The 26,108-nt window shown below is 48.1% G+C and carries 18 protein-coding genes; 6 read left to right on the top strand and 12 right to left on the bottom strand.

Features of this window, described 5'->3' with window-relative positions; genetic code table 11:
• Positions 1 to 120: 120 nt before the first annotated feature.
• From HGH91_RS18305 to HGH91_RS18290, 4 genes are all read left to right on the top strand, one after another.
• The gene (locus tag HGH91_RS18305; RefSeq protein WP_168740252.1) at positions 121 to 1,395 is read left to right on the top strand and encodes a hypothetical protein; all 1,275 of its coding nucleotides are present in this window, start codon (positions 121 to 123) and stop codon (positions 1,393 to 1,395) included.
• A 63-nt stretch (positions 1,396 to 1,458) separates the two neighbouring features.
• Entirely contained in the window at positions 1,459 to 2,511 is a 1,053-nt protein-coding gene (locus HGH91_RS18300; protein ID WP_168740251.1) for a sensor histidine kinase, read from the top strand.
• Entirely contained in the window at positions 2,508 to 3,548 is a 1,041-nt protein-coding gene (locus tag HGH91_RS18295; protein ID WP_168740250.1) for a sensor histidine kinase, read from the top strand. The genes HGH91_RS18300 and HGH91_RS18295 overlap by 4 nt, the downstream gene beginning before the upstream one ends.
• A gap of 18 nt (positions 3,549 to 3,566) precedes the next feature.
• Positions 3,567 to 4,349, top strand: a complete 783-nt coding sequence (locus HGH91_RS18290; RefSeq protein ID WP_168740249.1) for a LytR/AlgR family response regulator transcription factor — start codon at positions 3,567 to 3,569, stop codon at positions 4,347 to 4,349.
• On the opposite strand, the gene HGH91_RS18285 is transcribed toward HGH91_RS18290, so the two are convergent.
• From HGH91_RS18285 to HGH91_RS18270, 4 genes are all read right to left on the bottom strand, one after another.
• Positions 4,327 to 7,335, bottom strand: a complete 3,009-nt coding sequence (locus HGH91_RS18285; protein WP_168740248.1) for a two-component regulator propeller domain-containing protein — start codon at positions 7,333 to 7,335, stop codon at positions 4,327 to 4,329. The two genes, HGH91_RS18290 and HGH91_RS18285, sit on opposite strands and share 23 nt — an antisense overlap.
• Positions 7,336 to 7,513: 178 nt before the next feature.
• On the bottom strand, positions 7,514 to 8,293 hold the full coding sequence (locus HGH91_RS18280; protein ID WP_168740247.1) for a DUF5602 domain-containing protein: 780 nt from the start codon (positions 8,291 to 8,293) through the stop codon (positions 7,514 to 7,516).
• Positions 8,294 to 8,632: 339 nt separating this feature from the next.
• Complete coding sequence (locus tag HGH91_RS18275) at positions 8,633 to 10,015, bottom strand: SusD/RagB family nutrient-binding outer membrane lipoprotein (protein WP_168740246.1); 1,383 nt, start codon at positions 10,013 to 10,015, stop codon at positions 8,633 to 8,635.
• 28 nt (positions 10,016 to 10,043) lie between these two features.
• Positions 10,044 to 13,085 (bottom strand): SusC/RagA family TonB-linked outer membrane protein, encoded by a 3,042-nt coding sequence (locus tag HGH91_RS18270; protein WP_168740245.1) that lies wholly within the window; start codon positions 13,083 to 13,085, stop codon positions 10,044 to 10,046.
• A 402-nt stretch (positions 13,086 to 13,487) separates the two neighbouring features.
• Here HGH91_RS18270 and HGH91_RS18265 point away from each other — a divergent pair, with 402 nt between their 5' ends.
• The gene (locus HGH91_RS18265) at positions 13,488 to 13,898 is read left to right on the top strand and encodes a transcriptional regulator (protein ID WP_168740244.1); all 411 of its coding nucleotides are present in this window, start codon (positions 13,488 to 13,490) and stop codon (positions 13,896 to 13,898) included.
• 116 nt (positions 13,899 to 14,014) lie between these two features.
• On the opposite strand, the gene HGH91_RS18260 is transcribed toward HGH91_RS18265, so the two are convergent.
• From HGH91_RS18260 to HGH91_RS18240, 5 genes are all read right to left on the bottom strand, one after another.
• Positions 14,015 to 15,148, bottom strand: coding sequence for a family 20 glycosylhydrolase (locus HGH91_RS18260; RefSeq protein WP_168740243.1), 1,134 nt, complete (start codon positions 15,146 to 15,148; stop codon positions 14,015 to 14,017).
• Positions 15,148 to 16,428, bottom strand: coding sequence for an IPT/TIG domain-containing protein (locus tag HGH91_RS18255; RefSeq protein WP_168740588.1), 1,281 nt, complete (start codon positions 16,426 to 16,428; stop codon positions 15,148 to 15,150). The genes HGH91_RS18260 and HGH91_RS18255 overlap by 1 nt, the downstream gene beginning before the upstream one ends.
• 30 nt (positions 16,429 to 16,458) lie before the next feature.
• Positions 16,459 to 18,096 (bottom strand): RagB/SusD family nutrient uptake outer membrane protein, encoded by a 1,638-nt coding sequence (locus HGH91_RS18250; protein ID WP_168740242.1) that lies wholly within the window; start codon positions 18,094 to 18,096, stop codon positions 16,459 to 16,461.
• A 22-nt stretch (positions 18,097 to 18,118) separates the two neighbouring features.
• Positions 18,119 to 21,379: a SusC/RagA family TonB-linked outer membrane protein gene (locus HGH91_RS18245; protein WP_168740241.1), complete on the bottom strand. Its 3,261-nt coding sequence runs from the start codon at positions 21,377 to 21,379 to the stop codon at positions 18,119 to 18,121.
• Positions 21,380 to 21,635: 256 nt separating this feature from the next.
• Positions 21,636 to 22,637 carry a FecR family protein gene (locus HGH91_RS18240; RefSeq protein ID WP_168740240.1) on the bottom strand — a complete coding sequence of 334 codons (1,002 nt, stop codon included), beginning with the start codon at positions 22,635 to 22,637 and terminating at the stop codon, positions 21,636 to 21,638.
• A 162-nt stretch (positions 22,638 to 22,799) separates the two neighbouring features.
• Here HGH91_RS18240 and HGH91_RS18235 point away from each other — a divergent pair, with 162 nt between their 5' ends.
• Positions 22,800 to 23,378 (top strand): RNA polymerase sigma-70 factor, encoded by a 579-nt coding sequence (locus tag HGH91_RS18235; RefSeq protein WP_168740239.1) that lies wholly within the window; start codon positions 22,800 to 22,802, stop codon positions 23,376 to 23,378.
• Positions 23,379 to 23,415: 37 nt separating this feature from the next.
• Here HGH91_RS18235 and HGH91_RS18230 read toward each other — a convergent pair whose 3' ends face one another.
• The 3 genes from HGH91_RS18230 to HGH91_RS18220 all read right to left on the bottom strand — a co-directional run bounded on the left by HGH91_RS18230 (position 23,416) and on the right by HGH91_RS18220 (position 26,068).
• Entirely contained in the window at positions 23,416 to 24,288 is an 873-nt protein-coding gene (locus tag HGH91_RS18230; RefSeq protein WP_168740238.1) for an EamA family transporter, read from the bottom strand.
• Between the two features lie 328 nt (positions 24,289 to 24,616).
• Complete coding sequence (locus tag HGH91_RS18225; protein WP_168740237.1) at positions 24,617 to 25,459, bottom strand: carboxypeptidase-like regulatory domain-containing protein; 843 nt, start codon at positions 25,457 to 25,459, stop codon at positions 24,617 to 24,619.
• Between the two features lie 33 nt (positions 25,460 to 25,492).
• Positions 25,493 to 26,068: a hypothetical protein gene (locus HGH91_RS18220; protein WP_168740236.1), complete on the bottom strand. Its 576-nt coding sequence runs from the start codon at positions 26,066 to 26,068 to the stop codon at positions 25,493 to 25,495.
• Positions 26,069 to 26,108: the final 40 nt, after the last annotated feature.

The following is a 26,108-nucleotide window of genomic DNA, read 5'->3' as shown; positions in this document are numbered from 1 at the left end:
CAAAAAGGGGGAATGAGCGATTTAATGCAATCCAACACCTATTTTTTGCAATTCATCCCAACAGGCATTTTCACACCGCTGGTTGCTTTTTAGTTTTGGCTTTCTTTAAATACATTCTCAATGACAAAGGTAAAAAATCTACTAGTTTTATTTATACCACTGCTGATATTGGCCTCCTGTAAAAAGGAGAAAGCAATACCGGAAAAAGAGGTGGTCGACAATCAGGGAAAAGTTACACCGGTCGGCAGTCCCGACGGTACTGCTGAAAGTAAAGTGATAGGCGCGGCGGGCGGCACTTTTACAACGGCCGATGGTAAAATGTTCATTACCTTCCCGGAGGGCGCACTCACGGGCAACAATACCATTACCATACAACCTATCACTAACAACGTGCCTGGCGGCGCCGGAAAAGCTTATCGCATTACGCCGCATGATGTCAACTTTGCCCAACCCGTCAAAATTACTTTCACTTACAACCAGGACGACCTGGTGAATACTACTCCGCAGGCCATGAGCATTGCTTACCAGGATAGCAAAGGCGTATGGCGCACGGCAGAAGGAGAAACCAACGACACCACCCAAAAAAAGGTGACGATTAGTACCAACCACTTCAGCGACTGGAGCCTCTTTAAAAAACTCGCTATCGTGCCAGGTATCAGCTTTGTGGACCCGGGAAGCACGATTACCCTGAAGGCTATCAAAACACTGGATGACGATGACATGGTACCGATGCCCAACGCGCCATTATCCGACAGTTTCCCGGCCCAAATCAAAGAATGGAAGCTGGCAGGCGCCGGTAGCCTGGTTCCCCATAACGATGTCGCCACCTATTCTGCACCGGCGGCCATCCCGGATCGTCAGCCGGTGGCGGTAAGCGCGGAGCTGCAAACAAAGACCAGTAAATATTTACTGGTGGCCAATATCTATATCGGCAAGGAAGGCCTTACTTTCCGCGTCGATAAAGGGCCCTGGATGCACGCGGTAAGTGTACGGGGAGTAACGGCCATATCTACCCCCCTGGGCGTGCTAAGGGAGTTTACGGCGGTGATTCCCGGAAATCCCACTATCGGGGACGGCGTTATTATGCGTTGGATGGGACATCCCCAAAAATGGGATGTACTGGGCTGGGCACTGACCTTCCCTAATTTTCAATATAGCTACCACGAAAATGGCAACTCTGTTTACTATGTTCAGTACAGTGTACCCAGTGGCACAGCCAGCCCCGGAGGAATTACCTTCTTTGAAAGCGATGAAGTAGCAGGTAGTTATACTATGGGTTCTTTCAATATTACAAAGTCAGGAAAAACGGTGGTACCACCCGGGGGGACAGGCATTCCATCTTTTTCCAATCACCAGGTGGAAGGCTTCTATAAAATTAAATGGGCAGGTCAGTAAAGGCAGGTACCGGCAGGCAGCAATATCACTGATTATAAATGGGATTTTGTATAAATTTAAGGTATGATCATCTCAAAGTACAGCAGGGTGGAGCCATGGATCATTTCATGCTTCATACTGCCCTATACCATCCTGATTAATCTCCTGATATTTGGTACCGGTATCCTGTACTCCGCCAATGCTTTCTTTACTTACCTGGGAAGCTCACTGCTGTTAGCTGCGCTGAGTTATGGTTTGTTTGGCATTGTAGCCACGGTAGTGAAACAACGGTTTCCCGGAGATCATGAGCTGTTTTCACGCATTGGCATCCTGCTGCCTGTTTTTTATATCATGAACTTATTAACGGTACAGGGATATTACCTGGTTTACGGGAAACTGTACCTGGCCAGTTACCCACCGCGGCAATGGATGCAGTGGTGGGTAACCGGCTATGGTTGCCTGGCCAGCAGTATCCTCACTTTCCTGAATGAGGCCGCCTCCGGATGGGAGAAATGGAGAACAGCCATGGCCGAAACAGGACGCCTGCAAAGCGCTTACCAGAAAAGCCGTTTACTGAGTCTCCGCCGTCAGCTGCACCCTCATTTTCTATTCAATTGTTTCAACAGCCTCTCCAGCCTTATTCATGAAAATGAAAAAGAAGCAGGCAAGTTCCTCGATGAATTGACAAAGGTATACCGCTACCTGCTGAAAGGAAAAGAGGAAAGATGGGTAAGCCTGGAAGAAGAACTTAAATTCATTCATGCTTACCTGTTCCTCGTAAACACCCGGTTTGGAATGGCTTTCAATATTCACATAGACATTCCTGCAGAAGACGCAACGAAACAAGTTGCTCCTATGAGCCTGTTGGTGGTGCTGGAGAATATCATCTACAGAAATGCGTTCTCCCGCACAAACCCCATCTTTGTTTGGATGTATACCCAAAAAGGGCAGCAGCTGGTCATCGAAAACACCTTGCAGCCCAAAGTCTTTGCAGGTGATCATGTTGACTATGAAGAAGGGCTGGATGAACTGGTGAATAAATACCGGCTGTTGGGACCACCGGAAATAGTAATCCAGGAAACGGGCATACGTCGTTTGCTGGTGATTCCACTCATCGAAAATGAATGGTCATCATGAAATTTTCCAAACCATTAAAAGTAGAGATCATTGGTTTTGTCATCTCGATGCCCTTCATCGAGCTGGCATGGCAGGCGATATTATTTGAAGATCGTTTTCTGACCGACTGGAGGGTCTGGTGCTTCTCCTGGCCGCTTATCTATGCCATTGGCATTGTTTCCTGGTATATACACATACAATATGATCATTTTATCCGGAAAAAATTTCCAACACTGAAAGAAACGGGGAAAAGGATTTTTCTGAAAACATTTGTAAACCCCGTGGTCATGGTCCCCTCGGTGCTGATCATATTTTTCATTTACGACTACTTTTCTATTTTAGGCTACCATCTCCGGCCGGGCGACCTGAAATGGGGATACCTGTGTGGTTTGTCCGTTAACCTGCTTTTTGAAACGCTGTGGGAGGTGCTCTTTCTCCTTAATAAATACAAAGAGAGCTTACTGGAGAAAGAACTACTGGAGAAAATGAGCATGGAACATGAATTTGAGAGCCTGAAGGGACAAGTGAATCCACATTTTCTCTTTAATTGCTTCAATACCCTTTCTTCTCTCATCGAGGAGGATAAAGAAGAAGCAGACCATTTTCTGAATGAACTGAGTAAAGTTTACCGCTATTTGTTACGCAACAACGAAGACGGCATCAGTACGGTAGAAAAAGAGATCAAGTTTATTGAATCTTATTTTCAGTTGCTGAAAACCCGTTACGGAGAAGGATTACAGATAAGTCTCGATATCGATCACCGGTATTATCCTTACCAGTTACCTTCCCTGAGTTTGCAACTGCTGGTGGAAAATGCGGTGAAGCATAATATCATCTCCAAACAAAAACCGCTGATGGTGGAAATATTGACAACAGAAGGCAATAAACTGGTAGTTAACAATAATCTCCAGCAGAAGTCTGTTGGGGTGCAGTCCACACACATCGGGTTAAGCAACATCAGGGCAAAGTACCTGCTAATGAAGCAAGAGGGTTTCCTGGTAGTAGAAGGAGAACGCAACTTTATGGTGGTGCTGCCACTGATTTGGAATAATGGCTAAATCTAAAATAATATATTAATGAGAATATTAATTATAGAAGATGAAGATCTTGCGGTAAAAAAAATCCGGAAGATACTGCAAACGGTGGATGAGCAGGCCATTGTAGCAGGGGTTACCGACAGTATTAAAAGCACGGTGGAATGGCTTGCACAGCATCCCACACCCGATCTGATACTCATGGATATCGAGCTGTCTGATGGCCAAAGCTTTGAAATATTCCGGCTTACGGAAGTAAAAAGCCCGGTTATCTTCACTACTTCGTATGATGAATATGCCCTGAAAGCCTTTAAGGTAAACAGTATAGACTATCTGCTAAAACCCGTGCAGAAAGAGGAGTTACAGGCTGCCCTGGATAAATATAAACGCATGCAGGGAAAATTTGGTACAGGTGAAACCAATGACGAAAGCCTGAAGCTGGATAACCTGCTGAAAGAATTATGCCAGCAACTGCAGCCCAGGGAATACCGCCAGCGTTTCCTCGTTAAACACGGGCAGAAGTTTGTGAGTGTGGAAGTGCATGAAATTGCCTACTTCTTCAGCGACGGGCGGTTGAACTTTTTTAAAACAACCGATAACCGGAAGTTTGTTGTGGACTATACCATGGATGAATTGGAAGACATGATCGATCCCCGCTCCTATTTCAGGATCAGCCGTTCTTTCTATGTGTCGGCCGGCTGTATTGAAAAAATTGACGAATATTTTGGCAACCGGTTGATATTAGGCCTCAAACCAACGATTGACAAGGAAGCCCTGGTGAGCCGGGAAAAAGTAATGGACTTTAAGAAATGGATGGGAAAATAATCATGATAACGGTTTTTCCTTCATCGAATTGAAAATCGATGGTTCCCTTCATGGCCTCGGTTCTCGCCCTCATTTCCTCCCGTACTTTCAGCGATGAATGCTGGAGAGGATGCTTTGACCCGGAGGCATAGACATGTAATGATAGCTTCGCTCCTTCCTGGTCTATCCAGATGATAGTTTCCGCTGCATTCATTTCTTCCACCACCAGGCGGAGCGACAGTTTATACAATTGTATCAGTTCATGCCTGATTTTCATATCAGGTTTGCGGGAGAGGATTTTTTCATCTGCCCTGATTTCTATATAAACGCCCAGCTTCCTGGATAAGGCTGCTGCAAACTCCTTCATCCGGATGGCAACCCGCTCTATTTTGTCGTTAGCAGGATTAATACTCCACAGCATATCTTCCATTGCAATGATCATGCTCCTGCTTTTGTGGTGAATTTCATTGATGTAAGTGATAGACTGCTCGGGCTCTTTACGCGCTTTGATCCGCGCAATTTCGCTTAATACGTTGATGTGCTGGAGCGCTGTATTCACATCTTCATGAAGATTATCTGATATATTACTACGCATTTTCTGCAGCGCTTCTTTTTGGTACATCCGCTGCCAGTCGAACCAGTAGAGTAACGCCATAACGGCCAGCAACAGGAAACTATAAAACCACCAGGTTTGCCAGAAGGGCGGCGCCACGGTTATTTTAATGGACGTTGTGGTAATGCTGCGGCCACCAACAGGATTACGGGCCTCCACTTTAAATACATACTCCCCGGGTGGAATGTAGTTGTACATCGCTTCGCTGGATTCGGATGCAATCCAGTCTTTATCCAGGTTTTCTAATTTGTAAAAGATATTGAAGTTACTCTGATAGGTAAGGGTAGAAAACACGATGTGTATGGCGTTGCCATCATATGGTAATGCTATATGATCGAGCCTGGACAGGGAGTCCATCGGCAGCCACTTATTCATCAGTGAAAAATTGGTGATTTCAACAGCGGGAGGCTGCTGTGTTTCCGTAGTTATTTCCCTGGGTTGAAATACGGTGAGGTCATGGCTGGTGCCTATTACAATACGTCCATCTTTTAGCTGGCAGCTGGCCGCACTGGAAAATGATCCGGCGCCAATGCCCACCGATTCGTTGAAATTGCTGCCGGCGCCGGTGCTGATATTGATTTTGTAAAGGCCATTTTCAGTGGTCACCCAACAGGTTCCTCTCCCATCGTTGATGATGTTGGTAACTGTATTGGCAGGTATACCATTGATAGTACGTATCACATTTACCTGCTGCGTATAGGCGTTGAGGATATGAAGCGGACCGCTGGCAATAACAAATAAGCTATCTGAATACTGCACGATATCAGTAACGCCAATGTCTGTTAATCTTTGTCCAGCCGGGCTTTGCGACGAATAATGCGCCAGGGTGCTGCCATTTGATGGATGGATCTTGTACACGCCGTCTTTTACCGTGCATGCCCATATATATCCCTGCCTATCCTTGTAAAGCCGTATAATAGCGCTACCGAAGTACTGCACCGGGGTAAAATTATTGGACGCAGCTTCCCATTTTATGAGATCACCTTTTTGTGTTCCCAGCCACAGGTTGGCCTGGTTATCTTCTGTGATCTGCCGGATGGTGCTGCTCCTGAAAACGGGCAGACGCAATGCCTCCTGCCGGCCGGTAGCCGTATGTAAAATCCAAAGAAGGCCATCCTGGTTACCCCGCCATAAGTCGCCATTACCCCGTTGATGAATGCACCAGGTGAGCATCTCTGTTTGCTGGATGGAAGGCCTGGTAACAGGCGTCTCCACCGCGTTGAAATTACTGTCGTAAGCAAAAAGTCCGTTGCCCCAGGTGCTCACGAAGATGGTACCGTCGCGGGCTTGCAGGATATCAGTAACGTCTGGGGTAAATACCGTGTCTTTGCCTGGTCGCCTGTTGGTGACCGTGTGAAATACCTGGGCTGCAGGATTGAAGCGATAAAGCCCTTTGTCGGAGGCCAGCCAGATATTATGCTCCCGGTCTTCCATCAAATGATGAATATGGTCGTAATGCAAGCTAAACTCGCCCGAGAGCTGCGATTGCAGGATTTCAAAATTGTCGCTGTTCTTTTTGAGCATCGCCAGCAGGTCAACACCGGCAATCCAGAGCGTACCATCTGATAGTTCATTCAGGTATTGGATCTCATGATATTTATAGCGGAGTAATTTAAAAAGGGACGGCTCCCATTCCTTTTCTTTCCCGGAATGCGTGTCGTAGCTGAATAGCGTTGTATTACCATGTGGTGGCCAGGAAGCAAGCCAGAAGCGGCCGGATTGGTCCAGGTAGGGCAGGTATACATGCGTAAGCCGGGCATAATGGTCAATCACCGGATCCCGTTCTTCATTATGTCCCCGCCAGGAAAGCATCTTCCTGGCAGGATTGTATTTTACCAGTCCGGAGTCGCTGCCAATCCAATAACTATGGGTAACACTGTCCTGGAATATCCGCGTGGGATGCCAGTTGGAAGGGAGCGGAAAAGGATTGGCCATGGCAGAAAAGTCGCCTACCTGCTGGTCATAGCACAGCACCGCTTCGTTGTATAAAATCAAGAATATGTTGCCGGAAATGTCCATGTACAGGTGACCTTCCGCACTTTTGAGCGGCTGCTCTTTGAACCGGACCGGCACCCGGTGAAAACGCCGGTCATCCGGCGTGATGTATCCCACCTCATTATAGTCGAACAAAAGCCACAACCGGTTCTTTTTATCCAGCTGGGCATGCAATATTTTGTCATTGGGAATAGATCCGGGATCACTGGCCTTATGCCGGAATACCACGAAACGCTGGCCGTCGAAACGTTGCAATCCTTCCGTGGTGGCAATCCATATATACCCCTTTGCATCCTGCTGAACGGCCATTACCTTGTTGGACACAAGTCCTTCCTGTCTTCCCAGGTGGGAAAAGAACCAGCGCTGCTGCGCCTGCAGACCGGAGATCCAGAGAATCATTAAAATTATAATGTAAGCTGGTCGGAGCACAAGGGGCAATTTTTGAGTCTAATGTAATGAAGAATCGCAATATTTATCCCGCATTTTCTACGGCAGATATTGAAATGCAGAAAAGCTACTTGTTTTAAAAGTAGCTTTTGGGGAAATAACTATATGGATGTGTTTATGAGAAGGTAAATCAGGATTTTGTTCTGTATACAAAATCTTCGAGTATAATATTCGTCACGCCATTACCTTTTTCAATTTTCATTTTCTTCGGATAATAGCCATCCTTCTGCACTTTCGCCGGCTGTGGCACCGCTCTTTCGTAGGTAGCATTGGCCTGTATAAAAGCGCGTGTGATCATAGGCTCATAAAAAATCACGTTGCCATTATAAGATCCGTTAAGAAAAGTTTGTGTAAAAGGCTGACCATTTAACTCAGCAGCAGTGACGTCCACCCAATGTGTGCCCATTTGTGGAACGCCTCCGGGGATCGGTACATAGTTTGCCGGCATATAACCCGGCGCAGGATAGTTTTTAAATTTGAGACTATCATTTTCATAAGGCGGAATACCCATCCTTTCAGTTTCGCTGATCATGTAAAAATGGAAATCGAAATGGGGCTTATCGTAGACGCCGGCAGGCTCATGTCCATGCGGGTTCCAATCCAATCCAAAATGTTGAAATGGGGTGATCGCCGCTTTGGGGTGAAAAGCGAGTGACAACATGTTGGCGTGATCGTGGCCACCGTCACCTACATGGCCGGTATCAAGACTGCTCATAGCTGCATCATCAATAGCAACTGCAATGCGGAGTGGTTTATCATTTTCATCTGTTTGAAACCAGGTCCATGCTTTCCCATGTTGAAAAATTTGTTCCGGGCCTTTGAACAGATGCTCTTTGGGGGCGTCGTGATCTTTCTTACAGGAGGCAAAGCCGGCGGAAACAATGGTTAAGGCTAGTAAAAGCTTTTTCATCATTTTTAAATTTAATGCTGATATTATTTTATTATTTCATAGCAAAGATGGGAAGGATCAGCGGTAGGGGGAATTGGATACTGCCTGGATTGCAGAATAAGGGTCATGAATTGTAAAAAAGGGGGACTAAACCTGTTTCTCGCGAAGGCGCAAAGAAACAAAGAAGCAAAGAATTCAATAAGAAGAAGAACGCGAATATTAAGCCCGCAAAGCGGAGAGATACATTATCTCCCCGCTTTGCGGGCTTAATATTCGCTCTTATCTTCTTTTAAATCCTTTGCTTCTTTGCGCCTTCGCGAGAAATTATACTTTTTGGTCAGCCTCCGTTATGATGGCGTCTTAATTATCCCACCACACCTTTGTGCTCTGGATAGCGGTTTGTTGTGGCTGTGCATTTGTTATTATCTCGCTTTGCGGATATAATAACCGCCGGGGGATGTCTATCAATGCACCGTCTACCTTCTGCAGTTTTGGGAAACCAGTTCTCCTCCAGTCGTTATACGTTTCAAAGTTAAAGAGGTTAGTCACCGCCTTTTCTTCCATGATCAGCTGTAATGCGTTGGCGGCAGTTAATTTGCGGCTGTTTACATACGCAGTGGCTGCAGCGGAGGTAGTATCAATGCCTAATTTGAACAGATGGGCATTGATGGCATTTACATACACCGGCTGCGCCGCGGCATAACCGCTGGTGATCAGCAAGGCCTCTGCCTGTATAAATAGTGCTTCCGTATAACTGAATATATAATTGGAAGAAGCTTTGGCGCCGTAAAATGCAGCAGGATAAGCATACTTGGCCAGGTCGCCGGTAGGTGTACCGATCCTTCTGCCGGTATATAACCCTGTTGCCGTAGCAGGAGCAATCATCTTCGGCAACCGGGGATCGTTCCGGTTACGCAATGAATCTACTAATGTGGCATTCATCACGTAGGTGGTTACCGGCGTAAAGGTGAGATACCAGGTATTCTCTGCTCCCGCCGCGCCCGCGTAGCTGAACTTAAGATCATCGTCGTTGGAAGTCATACCATTCTTTAAAGCGGCCATCGCATCTTCTGCCTGCGTTTTGGCTGTATACCCGGGCGCTTTGGTGAGATGCATATAATATCGCGCTTTCAGCGACCAGGCAAGCTTGCGCCAGGCGCTCATGTTGCCATTGTAGAAGTAGTCGTCGCCGGCAGGGCTTTTGGGACTGCTATTTTTATCGATGTTGGCAATGGCATCGCTGAGCAGCGACTGGATACTTTTGTAGATATCTTCCTGCTTATCGTACGGTACGGTAAAAACGCCGCTGGTAAACCCTTTAGAATAAGGAATATCTCCCCAGAAATCGGTGGCAGTACCGAGGGTGTATGCAGTGAGTATTTTGGCGATGGCCGCGTAGTTCCAGTTGCTATTCGCTTCCGCCTTTTTATTCAGAGTAATCAGGTTGTTGAGCGAGGTAACGTAAAAGTTGGACCAGTCGCCATCCATATCAATATTAAACAGCTGGTAACTGCCCACGTATGGATTCAGCTGGTTGGCAGCGATGTTCTGTACATAGTTCTGTATAATGATCCCGGCATTACCGCCCTGGATATTGTCGGAAATGTTCAGTTCTGCCGGCGCCAGGATTAGTGACTCCTGCACATCTACCGGGTTGTTGGGATCTTTATTTACATCCAGGAACTTTTTACAGCCCTGTAAACAAATTCCCCCGAGCAGCAGTATATAAAAAGACTTTCTCATGTTGATAAATTTTAGTGGTGCTGGCATACTAAAAACTGAATTTCAGTGAAAAGTTGATAGAGCGTGCTGTAGGCGTAGAAAACGCATAAATGCCCTGTGAGCTGTTGCCCGTGCCGTAGGAGCTTACTTCCGGATCAGCGCCGGTAAAATGCGGGCTATAGATCCAGAGGTTCCTGCCCGCTACTGCCAGCGAAGCAGATTTGAAGGGCGTTTTAGCCAGGAAGGATGCCGGCAGGAAGTAAGAAAGACTTACGTTCCGCAATTTGATATAAGTACCATCCTGGATGGTAGATTCGTATTGCCTGGTTTGATAATACGTTTGCGCATCTACTTCCACGTTGTTGGACTTTCCGTCTACTTCACTGATCCCCTTTATTACGATTTTGCCACGGGTAGTTGTCTCTTTCGATGTGCCGTAATAAAGCCCCGCTGCTTCTACATCATTCTGCACATCGCCTCCTTTTTTCATGTCGAAGAAGAAGGAAAGGCTGAATTGTTTATAGCGGAAACTGTTATCCAGGCCAGCCAGCCAATCCGGGTTGATATCTCCTACAATACCTTGTTGAGGATCCACTACCGGCAATCCGCTGGCGTCGATCAGTAGCTCGCCATTGTCGGCGCGCTTATAACGGGCGCCATAGAAGATATTATAAGGCTCTCCCTTGATCAGGCGTCCAAGCTGCCCGATGCCCGGTCCCAGTGTAAGCACTTTGTTTTTGATCTTCGAAAAGTTCAGGGTAATATTCCAGCTGAAATCTTTTGATTTTACAGGAGTGGCGCCCAGCAATAGTTCTATCCCTTTGTTGGATATTTCTGCAGAGTTAAAAGTGGTATTACTGAAGCCGGTAGCATTAGAGATTTGTGACCCCGGGATAAGGCCATTTCTGGAGCGCCGGCTAAAATAGGATCCTTCGAAGCTGATCCTGTCTTTCAGGAACCGCATTTCAAGCCCTGCTTCATATTCATTGAGTCGTTCATTAATGAGCGTTGGGTTACCCAGCGCCGACGTGAGCAAAAATCCCTGTTGCCCCTGGAATGGGAACAGGAAATAACCGGCATTCGTGTTCCGCCCGGCTTGTATATAAGGAGTAGATAACGCGTACGCACCAACGCCATCGTTACCTACTGTGGCATAGCTCAGCCGCACCTTTCCGAAGTTAATGACGCTGGAAGCCTTAGGCCCCAGGAATTCGGAAAAGATAAAGCTGGCAGCGGCCGACCCGTAAGGGTAAAAGTTTTTATCGGGATTGAGTACGGAACTACCGTCGTACCTGCCGGTTAAAGACAGGTTCAGGAAGCGGTTGTACTCAATGTTAGCCTGTGAATAAAAGCCCACTTTCCTGAGCTGGGTATGGTTTTCCGTACCGGTAATAGTGGTACCGGACGATAAGTTGTTAAAATCGGTAATATTCAGGCCCGTGCTATTAATATTCATATACTGGTTGTAAGTAGTATAGATATTATTACCGAGCAGCAGGTTCACATTAAACTTGCCAAATGTTTTGGTGGCGTTCACGATCAGGTCATTGTTAAACTGCTGGAAGTTGACGTTCTGGTTCCTGATCTGCCCGGTGAGCCCGATCTGCGGACTGGGATGCTCTATATATTTATCGGACTCCGTGTATATATCTGCGCCCAGCCTTTCTGTAATAGTAAGCCAGCTGGTGGGCGCGATGTTGGTAGTAAATACCGGGAGAAACCTGTTGACTTTGGAATCGTTGCTGATATTATCGAGTGTCCACAGGGGCATATTCCTGGAATTGCGATAGCCGCGCTGGCTGCCATTTGACTGGAACACCGGGTAAGGATTCCAGGATACCGGTTGCACCAGCAGCACAAATAAAGGTCCGTTGCTGGCGCCTTCCGGCAGCCTGTCCTGGTCGGAATTACTGTATCCCAGCTGGAAAGTGGTGCTTACATACTTGCCTATTTTGGAATTGTATTTTGCAAAAAAGGAATGCCGTTTAAAATCATTTCCCGGCATTACTCCTTTCTGGTTTAAATAGGAATAGCTGAGGAAGTAGTTGGAATTATTGTTACTGCCCGAAGCAGAAATGGTATTGTTGGTGGTAATACCGGTACGGAAAAAATCGTATGGGTTGTAGGTCCGTGCGGGTTGGCCATTTACCTTGAGTGTATCCATGCGGGGGCCCCAGGAAAGGCTTGTTTTCTGGTCTGCATCTTCCCCGTTGTAAAATATACCTTTGGTACCTTGTCCATACATCGTTTGCCGTTCCGGTAACAGCGGATGCTCAAAAGAGGCGTCCGACGAAAAATTGAATACCGGCTTTTTATCTACGCCTCCGTTTTTAGTGGTGATGAGCACTACGCCCCTGGCGCCGGAAGAACCGTACAACGCAGTAGCGGCAGCGCCTTTGAGGATATTCACGTTTTCAATAATAGCAGGATCGATATCTGCGATACGGTTTACGCCGGAACCCGCTGCTCCACCGCTGATATTACCGGTCTCCGTGTTATCTACCGGCACGCCGTCAATAACAAACAATGCCTGGTTTTCCCCGGTAGGAGAAGAATTACCCCTGATCACAATGCGAGAGGAGGCCCCTGCATTACCGGAAGAACTGGTGATCTGTATACCTGGCACCTTTCCTGCCAGGGTGTTCACCAGGTTGGGTTCCTTGGTTTTTAACAGCTCCTCCCCGTTCAGTTGCTGGGAGCTGAATGTCAGGTTACGCTTTTCCCGTTTTACGCCCAGCGCCGTTACTACCACGGCATTCAGCGCGGAGGTATTGCTGATTAACGTAATAGCGAAGGTGGTCCTGCTGCCTATCGCTACTTCCGCATTCAGGAACCCGATACTGGAAATGAGCAGGGAATTTTTTTCATCTACAGTTAATTTAAAAGTCCCGTCGGCGCCACAGGTAGTGACGGCCTTGCCGCCTTTTTCCCGGACGGTAGCGCCGATAACAGGCATGCCGGATGAATCGGCCACAGTACCTGTAACCGCCCTCTTCTGCGCCGATGCAACACGGGGGAAGAGCGCGAGAAAACATACCACGCATAGCGGTACGAAGCATCGGGATACTGCTGATTTTACTGATTGTGCCATTTGATTAACGTTTGGTTGACAGGTTGAAGGCGCTCATAGAATAGTTAGCACAATAAAAGTAGGGGTAAGCAGTAAACATGGATACAGAATAATTAACCGATTATAAACGTATATTATCCCAAAGTACCCAATTACACTATAATACAACTATGTTAACTGTCGTATTGACAATAATATATATAAAGAGAAGGAGCTATTTTATTTTAATCGTTAATTTGACACCAATTATATTTAATGGGGGCTGTTGGCATTTATAAAAACTTCGGGGGAAGGTCTTTGCCCCCCTCCTGAAGTTTTTATAAATGCCAACAATTGCCTGATTCCCCCCTTGATTTGTCCCTTTTTCCCCGCTTCCCGGCCGGGGATCTGTTGTACATTAGCAGTATGTCAAAACTTCCTGTTATGGAACCATATACGTTGGAACACGATATAGAAGTATTTTATGTTACGGCCAGCTCCTTCCCGGAGGGTATCCCCGCCGCCTTTGACCAGCTCGGTACCCTGCTGCCCAATATGGAAGGAAGGCAGCTTTATGGTATCTCCCGCCCGGAAAATGGCGGGCACATCGTTTACCGGGCTGCTGTAAACGCCCTTTCCCCGGGAGAAGGCCAGCAATACGGCTGCGATACTTTTATCATCCGGAAAGGGAAATATCTCAGCGCCCTGCTCCATGATTATACGAAAGATCCTGCCCGCATAGGCCAGGCCTTCGACGAACTTTTACATGCTCCTCAACTGGATCCGCAGGGATACTGCCTGGAACAATACCTGGATAATACCCACCTGCGCTGTATGGTGCCGCTCACCAACTAGCAGAAAGCAAAAAGCAAAAAGCTATTGTGGAGGATGATCTTCGCGAATATTTAAAAATCGCATTGGTCATTCGCTACAATAGCTTTTTGCTTTACGCTTTCTGCTTTACGCTTCTATTATTGTTTCTCCTTCTTCCGGATTTCTGCAAACAACGCCTTAAACGTATCTACATTGTCCTGCGTAGCCGGACGCACCCCTTTGCGGTTGTAATAACCGTCTATAAATTCACGGGTGTTTACCCACATCGTTTCAAATACGCCGGGCATACGTTCTGACAACGTCCGGGAAAATTCCGCCCGGAGCGCATTCTTACGGGCAGCATATACCTGTTCCAGTTGAGCCAGCGCCACGTCTTTGTTACCGCAGGCAGCAGGCAGTACATGAAATCCTTTTACGGCAAAGTAACCGGGAGTGGGCGGTGCATCCTCATATTTCCAGTCGCAGATCATGATATCCTTTGGAATCATATCTATGGCCCGGGCAGTATTGTTCATACTCGCCTGCCATGCCAGCAGGTTGGTAGTTTTACCATCTATCAGGCGATCGCTCCACATCCATAGCTGGCATTTCTTTTCTTTGAGATGCTGGTGCAACGCAGTCACATAGGCGCCAAACAACTCCGCTTTGTCACGCCCACCGCAACGGGGACATTTATCATAGCCGATAATCCATGCTTCGTCAAGCCCTACGTGAAAGGCGTCAGCGCCGCACACATCAATCAACTCATCCATCAACGAAAAGATGATAGGAAACAGGTCGGGATGTTGCGGGCAAACACATTTGCTGTAGAAGTCGAACATGCCGCCATTTTTCCAGGGCACTGGCGGGTTATAGTCGGGCGACTCATCCAGCTGGGGATAGTGCTTCAATAAGGGCCCCATCTCCGTTTGCTCAGATTGGTGAGCCAGCAGGTTCAGGGTCGGTATAAACCGGATGCCCGATTCCCTGCAGGCCTCCACAATCTGCTTCAGGTCATTCTCTGAAATGGCGTTGTGTTCTGCCAGCTCCGGGTGCGACTTGAACTGGTATGCATATTCAATCCTGAGTGCCAGTGTATTCACGCCTTCTGCCTTCAATGCTTCTTTGATGAAGCGACAAAGCAGAGGGACATCTTGTGGCGCCGGTACGCTCAACAGCAGCCCTTTTACCGGTAATACATTCCATTTAAATCCGGGTTGCTGTGCCCGGGCAGTCACTGTCAACAGCAAACAAGCCGCTGCCAGCAGGTATCGTTTCATTATCGTTCTCATTATTCTGCTACTACTTTACGAATGCGGTTATTGTTCCTGTCCTGTATATATAACACGCCATCTTTATCTACCGCTACACCTGTAGGCGCATAGAACAAAGCTGCCGCACCGGAACCATCAGCAAATCCGGCGGTGCTGCCGCCAATATAGGTGGTTACATCCCAGGTGCTGGTGTTGATACGACGGATACATTGATTGGTGTTCACAGAAGAACCATCCCAGGTACCATTACCCGCTACAAACAGGTTGTTGGTGGCATCTATGGCCAAAAACCAGGGATAATCAAAACGGGCAGCACTGCCGGTGCCATTCACCAACCCGGTTTGACCCACTGTACCGGCGATACCGTCCTGCTCCCAGGTGCCCGCCTTAAACTTCTTGATAACGGAGGTGCCATTTTCGGTAACAAACAAGTTGCCCTTATCGTCTACCGCCACATCTGCCGGGTATTCCAGGCCGGTAATGATTGGTGTGGACTGCCCATCGGGTGTTACCTGGTAAATGCTTCCCGGTTTTTGCGCATTGGCATAATACATCGTTCCATTTCTCTTATCGATCCCCATGCCCCAGGCAGCGCCCCAGCATACCAGTGAAGAGGTGCCATCAGGTATAATCTTGCGGATCGTCCAGGCGATAGGATCGGTCACATACACATTGCCCTGGTTGTCGGTGGCAATGTCCATAGGCAGCATAAACTGTGCATCAGTGCCCTTTCCTTCCAGGTAACCATAGGTACCGTTGCCGCAAAGGGTAGATACTGTGCCATCCGGTGTGATTTTTCTTACCCGCAGGTTACCGCCGTCCGCCACATATACATTTCCCTGTGCATCTACATCCAGTCCACAGCGGTTATTGAAATTAAAAAATGCGGCGCTGCCTTTTCCTTCTCCATACCCCGCGGCGCCACTGCCAGCCAGGGTAGTCACTTTGTACGAGGTTTGATACTGGAAATCTTTGGGCGCGGTGCCGGTTTGCCCGTTGATGGTCACCAATATTTTGCCGCTACCTGCTTTCTCTGGTATCACCACCAGGATATGATCGCTGATCACACCTTCTATCAAGGCTTTCTTACCGTTTACGGTAACCGTAATGCCGGTAGTATCGGTGCTGAAGTTGCTGCCGTAAATCAATACTTCGGTTCCGGCGGCGCCAGTCTCCGGTGTAAATCTATCCACTACCACCGGGGCATTGTTGTCGTGTACAAAACCTTTGTCTTTGTTGCAGGCAGTAGCTGCGAGCAGCAACAGGACTACCTGCAAACGGTATATCATAGCTTTCATTTGTTATTTTTTTTAAGGAGATACTAACAGTTACCAACCCGGATTTTGCCTGAATTCAGGATTCTGGCCGCTGACCTTATCTATTTCACTCTGTGGAATGGGCAGCCAGTAGTTCTTCGCCGGATCAAATACTCTCTTCCGGATAACCGGGTAAGTATAGGTGATGTTACCGGTGCCACTTACCGCTACGCCATGTACTTCTTTGTTATCTACCACTTCCGCTATTTTCCAGCGACGTACATCCCAGAAACGGTGATCTTCCAGGGCCAGCTCTATCCTTCTTTCATGACGGATCTTAGCCCGCAGCGTGGCCTGATCACCTCCGCTATAAGCAGGCATACCGGCCCGGCTACGGATCGCGTTGAGCGCGTTGTATACATCGCCACTCGGGCCTGCGGCTTCATTTTGTGCTTCTGCGTAATTGAGATACAACTCCGCTGTGCGGATCAATACCCACTTACGGTCGCTGGCGCCGGTACCGGCAAACAGGTCTACAGAAGGCAGCAGGTATTTACGTGGCCAGTAGTTGGTGGCTATCTGCCCGGAGCGGGGCGCATCGGCACCATTAGGGTCCAGTACCTTTCCTTTCCAGCTGCAGCCAGGATACAGGATGGTGGCATAAAAGCGAGGATCCCTGCCATCGTAAGGCCGTTGCGCACTGTAACCGGAAACCGGATCTGTAATAGGTAACCCGGTTGCCTTCATCTCATAATCATCTACCAACTCCTGCAACGGCGTAATATTGCCATACCCATTGGCGCTACGGGGGTTCATCTCCCGGTCTATACCGCCATCGCCAAATGCGCCGGGAGCACCACGGCTCCAGATTACTTCCCGGTTGAAATACTGCGTAAAAATATCGCTGTAGTTGTCGTTCAACGTATAGCCGTTGGCGATAGCTGTGTCTAATGCCGCCCTGCAAGCTACAGCTGCAGCTTCCCAACGGCCCGCTGTATTACCCGGGTTAAAAAGCGGACTGGCATAAAACAGTCGCACCCTTCCTTCCAGGGCCATGGCAATCATTTTGGACGCCCGTCCCCAATTGGAAGGACGTTCATTATAGGTGACCGGCAACAACGCCGCAGCATCCTGCAAATCCTTGATAACAGCAGCGGTCACTTCATCGATGCTGTTGCGCTTGAAATAAATACCGGATGGGTTGTCGAAAGGATTCTTTTCTTCCAGCAACAACGGCACGCCACCAAAAGAGCGCATCAGCTCAAAGTAATAGAAGGCACGCAATAGCAGCACTTCTCCTTTTAAACGGGAGCGGCGCTGCGGATAGTTCGGGTCTTCCGGCACCAGGCTATACTGCGCCAGGAATTTGTTGCACGCGCGTATTTTACCGAAGTAATCGCCCCACCAGCTTTGCAACGGAAAATTAGAAGGACTCATGGAACCGGTATTAAAGCTGCCGGCATAGGAGTCGTTCGCCTGGTTGGTTTCATCGGTAGCACTGCTCAGCCCCCAGGCGGCGCCAGGCTTGAAAATATTAGGTAAGCTCGTGTAAATGTTATTCACAAACCCCTCGGCGTTTTCGATATTGGAAAATACTTCCTTCTCGGTAATCAGGTCGCTGGGCTTTCTATCAAGGTAATTTTTTCCGCAGGCAGTTACACATAACGCCAGCACCGCTGCGATTCCTGTTTTAAGTAAGAACGTTCTCATGGTTATATTTTATCGCAGATGATTAAAGATTGATCGTCACACCGGCATTGTATACCCGCATAATGGGATAAGGTTGCCATCCCCAACGCCCACCAGTATTGGACTCCGGATCAATACCCAATTCTTTCACATTGTCCCAGCTGACGAGGTTCATACCATTCACGTATATACGTACACTTTTCATCTTCACCCGCTTCAACCAGCTTGCAGGTAAGCGGTAACCTATTTCGGCATTCTTTAATTTCACGTAATCTGTTTTCCGTATCCAGTAGGTAGACGACACAAAGTTGTTGGCCATATTGGCTTCTGTAAGGTGCAATGCCGGAAAGGTAGCATTGGCGGCATTCTCTGGTGTCCAGCGGCCTTCATGAAAAGGACGGAAGCTTTCGCGGTAGTTGGCGGTCAGCTGTGCAGAAAAGATCTGGCGTCCACCACCTGCCCCCTGGAACAATACGCTTACATCCAGCCCCTTATAGTCGAAGCCCAACGTGGCGCCGAAGTAGCTGGTGGGTACATTCATCATCGGCAACATGGTTCTGTCGGCCTCGTCTATTTTACCGTCGTTGTTAAGGTCCTTGTATTTGATATCTCCCGGTATCACGGGCGAAAAAGTCTGCTTCGCGCTCTTGTTGATTTCATCCTGGCTCTGGAACAATCCTTCTGCTACATACCCCAGGTCGTAGCCAATAGGATTGCCCACGGCACTCTGGTAGGGGTAGGCCAGTTTGGGCTCGTCCAGCTCCAATATCCTGTTTTTCACATACTGGTAATTCAGTTTCGAGAAAACACCTACCTGGTGAATATTGGTATACAGGTTCAGCTCCGCTTCTATCCCTTTATTCCGGATGCGTCCCATATTCCTGTTGAGCGAAGCAGTGATACCCATGTAAGCAGGAATGGTACCGGCATACGTGAGAATATCTTTACGCAGCTCATTGAAGATGTCTACCGAAAACTTCAGCTTATCTTTCATGAAACCCGTTTCTATTCCCAGGTTGGTTTTGGCGGCTTTCTCCCAGGTGATGGCGGTATTGCCAATCCTGTTCTCATAATATCCGCCAACAGAAGACGCTACACTACCAAAAGTAAAACCGCCACCACGGGCGTAATCAGACATATACAACCAACGGTCGCCGCCTATCTGGTCATTACCTACGTAGCCATGCGAGAAACGCATTTTCAGGAAACTGAAGGCCGACTGATGCTTCATGAACTCTTCACTGCTCAATATCCAGGCGGCGGAAATGGCCGGGAAAAAGCCATATCGTTTACCTGGAGGAAAGTTTTCAGAACCATTGTAGCCGGCGTTGAATTCGAGGTAATATTTAGCCGCATAATTGTAAGCAATCCTTCCTACAAATCCTTCATATACCCTTGGCAGGTTGCCGGATTGGGACCGGTAATTACGGTTAAATAAGTATAAACCGCTAATGGAGTGTTTACCAAAATCGCGGTCATATGTCAGTTTGAGATCGTAATAGTAATACCTTTCGCCGCTGGAATAGCCGGAACGTTGCAGGCTGGTAGCTTTGCGGTGTTGGGTGTATATACCATCACTGCCGGGCACCGACTTATAACGATAGGAGTCAAACTCCTGGTCCAGGGCGAAGTTGATGTCGCCATAGTTTTCAAAAGTAAACAGTCCCTTTACTTTCAGCCCGGGTGTGATGAAGTCCAGTTTACGCGTCATGGCCACGCTGCCATTGGTGCTATGCCAGTAGGCATCGAGGTAGCCGCCGCGGGTGAGCATACCATAGGGATTATAAAAGTCTTCCCGCATAGTGCCGGAAGCAATGGTACCATTGGGATTGAGCCGGGGTGTAAGCCGGTTGGTCATCTGCGACAATACTACCCAAAGGAACTCATTGTTGTTACGATCGCTGGAAGGACCCGTTCTATTCTCCAGCCGGGAGGCCAGGTCTACCTGCAGGTCCGTGTTTTTGTCGAGCGTAATATCCACGTTAGAGCGAAAGTTGAAACGGTCATATTTATACTTTACACTGTAGATATTTTCGTTGGCCCGGCGGTAAATAGGTTCCTGCCGCAGGTAGGAGCCCGAAACAAAATACTTCACATACTTAGAACCACCGCCAATATTGATGTTGGCAGTTTTTTGCGGTGAGTTTTTCCGGATCATTTCCGCGTACCAATCAGTATTGGGATAATCATAGGGTTTCAGTCCTGTTTTATAATATTCCAGTTCCTGGTCTGAAAATACGGGCGGCAGTCCATCATTTTTGGCCGCTTCATTTTCCAGTACGCCGGATTGATAAGCGCTCAGGAAGCGGGGGAAATTAGTGGGTTGCTGCAAGGCATATTGCATATTCACCTGGATATTGGGAGGACCGTCTTTACCGCGTTTGGTGGTAACCAGCACAATACCGTTAGCGCCCTGTATACCGTATAGTGCAGTAGAGGAAGCGTCTTTCAGGATAGACACCGATTCTACTTCGTTGGGGTCCAGCTGCCCGATGTTGGCATCGCCGCGGGGCAATCCATCGATTACCACCAGGGGATTGGTAGCGCCGATGGTGCTGATACCACGAATAAACAGTTGGGCATCGTCGCCACCGGGGCGTCCGGAATGCTGCGCGGTGATGAGCCCTGGCAGGCGCCCCGCCAGTGCATTCGATAAATTGGCGACAGGGCTTTGTTTCAGTTCCTTGGTTTGTACACTGGACACCGCGCCGGTAATACTCTGGCGGGTTTGCTTCTGACCGTATCCCAGTACTACCACTTCGTTCAGGCCTGCTTCGGAAGGCTTCAGCCTGATCACCGGTAGTTGCTTCATCCCTTTTACTGGCACTTCAACGGCCTGGTATCCCAGGAATGATACCAGGAGTACACCGTTTTCCGGTACGGTCATGGTAAAGTTACCATCTACATCGGTGGCGGTACCGCGACTGGTACCTTTCAGCTGTATGCTTACGCCGGGTAGTTCCTGTCCGTTTTCGGCAGTTACCTTACCTTTTACGGTGATATCGGCGGTGCTTTCCGAAATGGCTACCAGTCCGCCCTCCAGCATCCGGTATCTGAAATTTTTAGTGAGTACCTGGTCCAGGATTTCCGGCAGGGTGGCATCTTTGAAGTTTACATCTACCTTTTCATCCTTCGGAAAAGTTTTGTAGTTGTAGAGGAAACGGTAATCACTTTTCGTTTCCACCCACTCCAACAGCTTATGCAGTGCTATCTGCCGGCTGTTGAGTGTAAACTTGCTTTGTGAATAAGCCTCTGCACGCACCTGTAAAACAGCAGCAGTTATGAGAATCAGGCAAAGCTTCATACACAGGAATGTTTTTCGCGCTAAATAGTTGGAACGGGCTGTTTTTAAACACAGCGTTTTTTTCATACTTTTGAAATTGAACGTTAGACATTTGAAACAATGACATCCCGCACGGATTTACTTGTTTCATTCCATGTTTGGCTGGAAGGGACGCCGCACGCGTCCCTTTCTCTTGGCGGAAGGAGTGACTATGGCCACTTAGGTGGAACCCAGGTAAAATTTTTCATGGCGTGATTTTTTTTATGATTTGGTTGATTTAGTGATGCAGGAAGATGGAATCTCCTCTGACCGTATACTTGAAATCAGCTGTTATTTGTAACGCATTCAATACTTCTTCTACTGTTTCCTTTTTAAAAGTGCCCTTAAACCGGTAGTCTGCCGGGAAAGTATCCGTCAGTATAATTTTGCGGTTATACCAGCGGCTCATCAGCCTGGCCAGTTCAGGGAAGGACTTGTCTTTAAATGCCAGCTTGTTGTCCATCCATACCAGTTCGCTGGTATTGGTTTGATCGGTTGCCTGCGCCATTTTTTCCACGATAGCGATCCGGTCGCCCCAATCCAGTACGCGGCTGCCCAGCGGTTGCCGGAAAGAAGCGGTTTTCTTTTTCAGCGTTAATTTTTCGCCGGCATCCAGGTTAAGCAGATGCTCCTGGTGACCGATGGCAATACGTCCTTCCACCAGCGTAGCTTCCAGCGATTCGTCGCCGGTATAGGCTTTTATGTTGAAACGGGTGCCCAACACCTGTACTTGCATATCATCGGTATGAATAATAAAAGGTTGGGCATCGTTTTTAGTGACCGCAAAAAAAGCTTCTCCCTCCAGGTACACTTCCCGGCTCTTGCCCATATTGGCAGGGTAGCGCAGGTGACTACCCACGTTCATCCAAACCTGTGTACCATCGGCCAGGGTGGCTTGTTTCCGGACACCTTCGGCTGTATCGAGGGCTAACTGCCGCGCAGGACGGGGATAATATTTCCAGATACCGATGGCTGTTACCAGCACTAAAACGGCCGCAGCAATACGCCACCACCGGTGAGTGAGGGTACGCACCGGTGTTTCCACCCAGTCACCTTCCTTTTTTAGCCGGCCGGTGATGTCATCATACACTGCCAATAAGTTAGGCGATGCCGGCTCACCATCTGCCGGCTTCGCGGCCCTATACCCTTCATACCAGGCCTCCAGCGCGACTTTCTCTTCCGCTGTACAGTTACCCCGCAGGTATTTTTCCAGTAATCCAATCAGTTGTTGATCACTCATTTATTTTGGTTGTCTGATGCTGTAGACACCTCACTGTCATCCTACCCTACCCCTTTTTTAAAATTTATTTTTTGCGGGTTTGATACGTTGCCCCCTTTTTTTTATATCTTATGCCTTCAAGCATAGCCGGCCATCTGACCTTGCCGGCATAAGTGGGAAAGAATGACCGAGTATATTGCATTACAGGATGAAGCACTAGTTATATTACTGGCGAACAATGACAACAAGGCCTTCGAAACCTTGTATCAGCGCTATGCTGCCGACCTGTATCATCATGCCTACAACAAGTTTCCGGTACCGCATCTGCTGGAAGATATGCTTCAGGATATTTTTATTGCACTATATAAAAACCGCCATACCCTGGGGGAGATAAAAAATATAAAAGCATACCTGTACGGCGCGCTGCGCAACAGGATATTCAATGAGATCAGGAATTCGCTGTTGCACCAGCAACATCATCAACATCTCCCCACAGATAAAATAACAGAAACCGCCAACACCTACGATGTAAAACTGCTGGAACAGCAACTGGAACGGGCACTGGATAAATTAACAGAACGCAGCCGGCAGGTATTTTTACTCAGTCGCCGTGAACACCTCAGCCACAAAGAAATTGCAGAACGTTTAGGCATTTCTGTGAAAGCTGTAGAAAAACATATGGGAAAATCCCTGCAGGTCATGCGTAGCGAGTTTAAAGATTATGGACTGGCACTGGCATTGATCGTAGTAATGTCGCGATAAACAAAGTGGGGCAAGCCAATGGCTTGCCCCACTCTCATCAACGCCTGAAATAATGCGCATTCAGCAACAACATGGCCAGCAGCATCACCACTACTCCCGCCCATTGCACGCCATTTACCGGCTCCGCCAGCAATAAATGCGAACAAATAATAGCAACTGGCAGTTCAGCTGTCATGATAACAGCACTGATACCTGCGCCTACTTTGGGAATTCCCCGCGCAAACAGCAACGGTGGAATGATCGTACCGAACAGCGACAGGAACAAGGCCCATTTGATAAGGCCCACATTAAAATGTGTGCTCACTGCCAGCGCCGACGCATTTACCAATAGCACGCCCATTGTAGATCCGGTCATGATAATGGCGCTCTTCCGCAACGGATGCAGCTGTTTGGCCACCCGGCTATTGGCGATCACGTAAATGGCATACAGTACGGCGGAGGCGCCGGCATAGGCCAGCCCTTTTACCGACAACGCTTCCATACGCCCACTGGCCAAACCGCTGGCCAGCCAGGTTCCCAGCAAGATAAGACCCGCAGTGAGCCATTGCAGGCCCGATGGACGTTTTCCGAAAATGATCCAGTCGAGCAACAACCCTATCCAGGTAAATTGCATCAGCAGGATAATGGCTATGGAAGCCGGTATATACGCTACCGATACATAATATACAAAGCTGGTGAGCCCAATGGTGGCGCCGGTAAACAGCAACCAGCGCCAATCCCGCCCACTCAGCTTTTCTTTACTCCGTTGATAAATGAATGTAAGAACCCATAACACCAGCATGCCTGTAAAGGCTTGTGTGACGGATATCTCTGCAGCGGCATACCCCTCCCGGTAAGCCAGTTTTACAAATGTAGAAAGGATGCCGAAGCTGCATGCACCGGCAAAAACCATGAATATATACCTGGTCATTATTTTCGTTTAAAAACAATAAAAAGAGAAAATACAGGGGCACGAAGAATAACCAGGTCTGACTGACTTAGATACAAAATGAACACACTGCTACCTGCAACAGGCACAGCTGCTAAGCAAAAGAACGCTGGTTATTGTGCGGGTACCACAACAACAACAGCAGGAGGAGGTGTACTTGAATAAATGCGATGCATAAAAAATTCCGTTGAGGGTAGCAAGATAATAAAAAATTGCCATTACCATGCATGACCGTATACATTATAAAAGGACCTGCCCTGCGAGAGGGAGGTCCTTTATCTTGGGGTTATGCCCTGACGATGCGCAGTGCTTACTCTAAATCCATATAAAAAGGTTTATCTGAATTGCCTTTCAAGCCGCCGGCATAAGAAGCCGAGGCTGCCGGTTTAAACATCCAACTGAGGGAATTTTTATACGGTTCCTCTCCGTAGATATCACGATGGTCGGTTAACCGGATCACTTTATTACCAGACCTCGCAGTGATAATATACTTGCATTGCGGAATATCTGTAATCCAGTAATTATCCTCTCCTTCTGCAATTGTAAACGTTTTTTCCACTACCGCCGGCGCTGATCCATCCAGTAACTTACTACCGGGAAGTGGCGTCAGTATAATTTTCACCGGGGTGTTGACCGGCATTTTCTTAAACGCTTCCAATCCCAGGTTTACAAATTGCAGGGTGCCACCATAATAGCCCTGATCCGGCATATTTTCCGACTTCGGTATATCTTTGATACGGCCGGTTAGCCGCAGTTTAAAATGCTTTACCTTTCCTCCCTTGTCAATACTGAAGGGATTGTAGTCGTCGTCTTCGGGCGCTACACGCAGATGGTAGGTATATCCTTCATATTCCTGCTCTTTCCATGCATACAGATACCAGCCGCCCAGGTCCAGTTTAGGGGTAATATAAGCGCCTTTGGCATCTGTAAATACATCTGCTGAAGCATCCAGTAATACAGGATTCACGGCTCTTACCTTCGCGCCGCTTACCGGGCTGCCATCTGCGTTTTTCACTATGCCTACTGCTTTATAGGCCAGTTGTTCAGACCCGCTGTTGTCGGGTGTATCGTTACCTGATTTTTTACAGGCGCCCAACCATAGGAGCGCAGTTAAGCACAACAGGCCGGCTGTTTTGGGGTAGTAGTTGTTCATCACGCTTTTTTAAGCTCAGTATAATGGGGGTTCTTAAAGTGCTTTGGGCATTAGACCTGGCTTGGTAGCGATCGCTGCGTCATGCAGGATGATCGCCTCCTGGTCGCCTCCTGCATAAGAAAAACGTATCCATCCAAAATAGATGTTATCATTCTTCTTTATCCGCACGGCCAGCGAACGTTTATATTGCTGCTTCCATACACCCTCCCAATGCGCAAGCTGGGTAGCGGGATCATGTATTTTCGCTACCAGTACCGGCGACTGATGCGTGGCCCATACCAAAGGCGACTGGTCGGTTAACGGCGCCCGTTCTCCCGCGGCATAGCTCACAGGTAAATTGCCGTTCAGTAATGTACTGTTGCCAAGGGCGGGCACTACTACAAACCGCATCTCGCTACGCCCATTCTCCATTACCAGTGGTATCATCACGGTGAAGTCCAGTGCACCGTCTTTATCCAGGTCAATAGCTGTAGGGTGTGCATAAGCAATAGCACTATCGCCAAAAGAAGTATAGGTTTGGGGCACAACCGGCTCCGGCTGTTCTGTTGGCCGGTGGCGGCAGGCCATCATGGCCAGCAGGAAAATACCTGTTAATATGGGGCGTCTCATCGTTGATGATTTAATTATCAGTGACACAAATTTAGCGGAA

The organism is Chitinophaga eiseniae, assembly GCF_012641265.1.
GTDB classification, from domain to species: Bacteria; Bacteroidota; Bacteroidia; order Chitinophagales; family Chitinophagaceae; genus Chitinophaga; species Chitinophaga eiseniae_A.
This window is presented reverse-complemented; position numbering and strand designations above follow the sequence as displayed.